The sequence below is a fragment of the Paracraurococcus ruber genome, assembly GCF_004353985.1.
GTDB classification, from domain to species: domain Bacteria; phylum Pseudomonadota; class Alphaproteobacteria; order Acetobacterales; family Acetobacteraceae; genus Paracraurococcus; species Paracraurococcus ruber.
Map to the genome: position 1 here is coordinate 1 of NZ_SMOA01000387.1, position 4,023 is coordinate 4,023.

Sequence of the window (4,023 nt, forward strand, 5' to 3'; positions counted from 1 at the left end):
GGCCCCATCGGCGCGGCCCCCCGGCGCGGCGGGACCGCGCCGGGGGGCCGCGCCGCGTCTCAGGCCGGGGCGGCTGCCAGCGGCACGCCCGCCTCGTCCTTCGAGGTGCGGATGGTCTGCAGGGTCTGCACCCGCGCCACCTCCTCGGCCGCGGTCAGGCGCGCGGTCAGGGCATTCTCATGCGCGGTGTCGCGCGCCACCAGCCGCAGCAGGAAATCGCCGCCGCCGCGGATCATGTGGCATTCCCGCACCTCCGGCCAGTCGCGCATCCGCCGCTCGAAGGCGGTCAGTACGACCTCCTTCTGGCTCTCCAGCCCGACCAGGGCGAAGAAGGTGATCTCGAAGCCGAGGGCGACCGGGTCCAGGTCGGCATTGTAGCCGCGGATGATCCGCTCCTCCTCCAGCCGGCGCACGCGGCGCAGGCAGGGCGGCGCGGAGAGGCCGACGCGGCGGGCCAGTTCCACATTCGTCATCCGGCCATCGGCCTGCAGCTCCGCCAGGATCTGCCGGTCCACTTCGTCCAGACTCGTATCGGGCGCGGCGCTCATGCTCTCCTGGTACATTGCCGTGTCGGGGAAGGTTGATTGCCGGGGAGACGCTTCCCGCGCAATATCCTTTCTCGGCCATCGCGCCGCAAGGGTTGCGCTTGTGACCGATGCCGCGGCGCCAAATATGGTGTGGGCAGCGCGGCGGGACCCTCGCCGGGCCGTCCGGCCCGCCGCCGGGATGCGGCGCGGGCGGCGATGGCGGATCGCCACCGGGCCGCATGGCCGGGCGGCGCCGATCCGTTGCAGGATATGCGGGCGGATCGCCGGCGGGCCTTCGGGCCAGCCGGCGGGACTCCATGCCACCAACAAAATCCTGGAGCCTGCCCGCGCTTTCCGGTCAGCCTGCGCCTGCTCCAGTCGCCTGGGAATCGAGCCTTGCCCGACACGCACCATACGCGCCTTCTCATCCTCGGCGCCGGCCCGGCCGGCTACACCGCGGCGATCTATGCCGCGCGCGCCGGCCTCAAGCCGCTGGTCGTGGCCGGGCTGCAGCCCGGCGGGCAACTCACCATCACCACCGATGTCGAGAACTATCCGGGCTTCGCCGCGCCGATCCAGGGCCCCTGGCTGATGGACCAGTTCCGCGCCCAGGCCGAGCACTGCGGCGCCACCATCCTGCAGGACGTAGTGACGGAGATCGACCTGGCGGCGCGGCCGATTCTCGCCCGCGGCGATTCCGGCGACACCTACCGCGCCGAGAGCCTCGTCATCGCCACCGGCGCCCAGGCCCGCTGGCTGGGCGTGCCCGGCGAGAAGGAACTGGGCGGCTTCGGCGTCTCCGCCTGCGCCACCTGCGACGGCTTCTTCTTCCGCGGCAAGAGCGTGGCGGTCATCGGCGGCGGGAACACCGCCATGGAGGAGGCGCTCTACCTCTCGAACCTCGCGCGCGACGTCACCGTCATCCATCGCCGGGATGCCTTCCGCGGCGAGCGGATCATGCAGGACCGGATCCGCGCCAAGGCCAACATCACCGTGCTGTGGGACACGGTGGTGGAGGAGATGCTGGCGACCGAGGGCCGCTTCCGCGCGCTGCGCGGAGTCCGCATCCGCAACGTGAAGACCGGCGCCGTGGCGGAGCGGCCCTTCGACGGCGTCTTCGTCGCCATCGGGCATGACCCGGCGACGGCGCTGTTCCGCGGCCAGGTCGGCATGGATGCCGAAGGCTACATCCTTACCGAGCCGGGCAGCACCCGCACGACCATCCCCGGCGTCTTCGCCGCCGGCGACGTGCAGGACCGCATCTACCGCCAGGCGGTCACCGCCGCCGGCACCGGCTGCATGGCCGCGCTGGAAGCGGAGAAGTGGCTGGCGCACATGCCCGAATCGGCGCCCGCCGTCGAAGCCTGGACCTGAGCCGGACATGCCGCTCGACTGGGACAAGCTCCGCGTCTTCCACGCGGTCGCGGAAGCCGGATCCTTCACCCATGCCGGCGAGACGCTGAACCTCAGCCAGTCCGCCGTCTCCCGCCAGATCCAGGCGCTGGAGGAGGCGCTGCAGGTCCCGCTGTTCCACCGCCATGCCCGCGGTCTGATCCTGACCGAGCCGGGGGAGACGCTGAACCGCACGGTGCGGGAGGTCTTCGCGAAGCTGGCGATGACCGAGGCGCTGCTGACCGAGAGCCGGGAACGGCCGGCCGGCCGCATCAAGGTCACCAGCACCACCGGCTTCGGCAATACCTGGCTGGCGCCGCGGCTGGCGCGGTTCCTGACGTTGTACCCGGATGTCAGCGTTTCGCTGCTGCTGGACGACAGCGACTTGGACCTGGCGATGCGGGAGGCCGATGTGGCGATCCGCATGCATCCGCCGCGACAGCCGGACCTGATCCAGCGGCACCTGGCGAGCTTCGGCTGGCGGGTGGTGGGCGCGCCCGCCTACCTCAAGGGCGCCGGCATCCCGCAGCGGGCGGAGGAGCTGGATGGCCACCGCCTGATCGTCTGGGGCGACCACCGGCCGCCGCATGACGAGGTGAACTGGCTGACCGAGGCCGGCCGCCGCCCGGGCGCGCCGCGCCGCGCCACGGTCGAGGTGAACAGCACCACCGCCATGCTGCGGGCGGTGCAGAGCGGCCTCGGCCTCGCCGCCCTGCCGGACTACATGGGCGCCGAGCTGGACGGGCTGCTGCATGTCCTGCCGGAGCTGAAGGCGCCGCGGCTGGATGCCTATTTCGTCTATCCCGAGGAGATGCGGCATTCGAAGCGCGTGGCCGTGTTCCGCGACTTCCTCGTCGCCGAACTGGCGGGGGCACATTGAGCGGAGCGATGCATCGATATGCATGTTCCGCATGGGTGCTGGCAGGTTTGACCAGACCTGCATGGCAATCACCGGCGTAGGCTTCCTCCTGCCGGGCCCGAGCGGTCCGGCAGGGTAACTCGGGCGCTTTCCCGAACCCCTTCGTCTCCCAGACGTGAAGCCTCCCTGTTGACTTGGGCCGCCGCCCTTCGGGGCCGGCGGCCTTTCTTTTTCGGCGATGCCGCGCGGCGGACGACAGCGTCCCTGTGCCGCGCGATGCGCCGCAACCATCGACCGCATCTCCGCGCGCCGTGGCGTCGGCGCATGGATGGACAGTGGACGCATGGACAGCATGCCGGGCCGGCGCGACAACCCCAGGGCATCGGGTGGGGGCGGCGCATGGCGGGCGGGCTGGACGACAAGGTGGCGCTGGTGACCGGCGCGGGCAGGAATATCGGCCGGGCCATCGCGCTGCGCCTGGCGCGCGACGGCGCCGCCGTCGTGGTCAATGGCCGCCAGGACCGCGCCGCGATCGAGGCCGTGTCGGCCGAGATCGCGGCGCAGGGCGGCCGCGCCCTGCCCCACCTCGCCGATATCGCCGACCCCGATGCGGTCGCCGGCCTCATGGCGGTGGCCGAGGCGGCGTTCGGCGGCCTCGACATCGTTGTGTGCAATGCCGGGTTGCGGCGGCAGACCGCCTTCTTGGACATGGGCTTCGCCGAGTGGCGGGAGATCCTGTCGGTGGCGCTGGACGGCGCCTTCCTCGTCGCGCGGGCAGCGGCGCCGATCATGGCGCGGCGGGGCGGCGGCGCCATCGTCGCGCTGTCGGGCATCTCGACGCATCTCGGCACGCCGCAGCGGGCGCATGTCTCGGCCAGCAAGGCGGGGCTGGAGGGGTTGATGCGGGCGCTGGCGGTGGAGCTCGCGCCGCTCGGCATCCGCTGCAATAGCGTGGCGCCGGGCACGATCGACACCGCGCGGGGCGCCTCGGCCGGCGCGCTGCCGCCCACCCTGGCCGGCAGCGGCATTCCGCTGGGGCGCAAGGGATCGGCCGAGGAGATCGCCGAGATGGTGCGGCTGCTGGCCGGGCCGGAAGGCGGCTATGTCACCGGCCAGACGATCCATGTGAATGGCGGCGCCTTCCTGACCTGAGCGGCCTGGGCGCGCCGCATTCGCCCCGGCGGCAGGCGCGGGCCGCGCGGCGGGGGTTGGCCGGCGGGGCAGCAGCGCGGCGGCCGGCGCGCC

General features: G+C 72.6%; 4 protein-coding genes. 3 read left to right on the plus strand and 1 reads right to left on the minus strand.

Annotation, left to right across the window (positions count from 1 at the left end; translation table 11 throughout):
• Positions 1-59 precede the first annotated feature (59 nt).
• Entirely contained in the window at positions 60-548 is a 489-nt protein-coding gene (locus tag E2C05_RS29505; protein ID WP_133223191.1) for an Lrp/AsnC family transcriptional regulator, read from the minus strand.
• A 375-nt stretch (positions 549-923) separates the two neighbouring features.
• On the opposite strand from E2C05_RS29505, the gene trxB reads away from it, so the two are divergent.
• The 3 genes from trxB (at position 924) to E2C05_RS29520 (ending at position 3,930) form a co-directional block, all read left to right on the plus strand.
• Entirely contained in the window at positions 924-1,901 is a 978-nt protein-coding gene (gene trxB, locus E2C05_RS29510) for a thioredoxin-disulfide reductase (protein WP_240046948.1), read from the plus strand.
• A 7-nt stretch (positions 1,902-1,908) separates the two neighbouring features.
• Positions 1,909-2,799, plus strand: a complete 891-nt coding sequence (locus E2C05_RS29515) for a LysR family transcriptional regulator (protein ID WP_133223192.1) — start codon at positions 1,909-1,911, stop codon at positions 2,797-2,799.
• 378 nt (positions 2,800-3,177) lie between these two features.
• On the plus strand, positions 3,178-3,930 hold the full coding sequence (locus E2C05_RS29520) for an SDR family NAD(P)-dependent oxidoreductase (protein ID WP_133223193.1): 753 nt from the start codon (positions 3,178-3,180) through the stop codon (positions 3,928-3,930).
• Positions 3,931-4,023 lie beyond the last annotated feature (93 nt).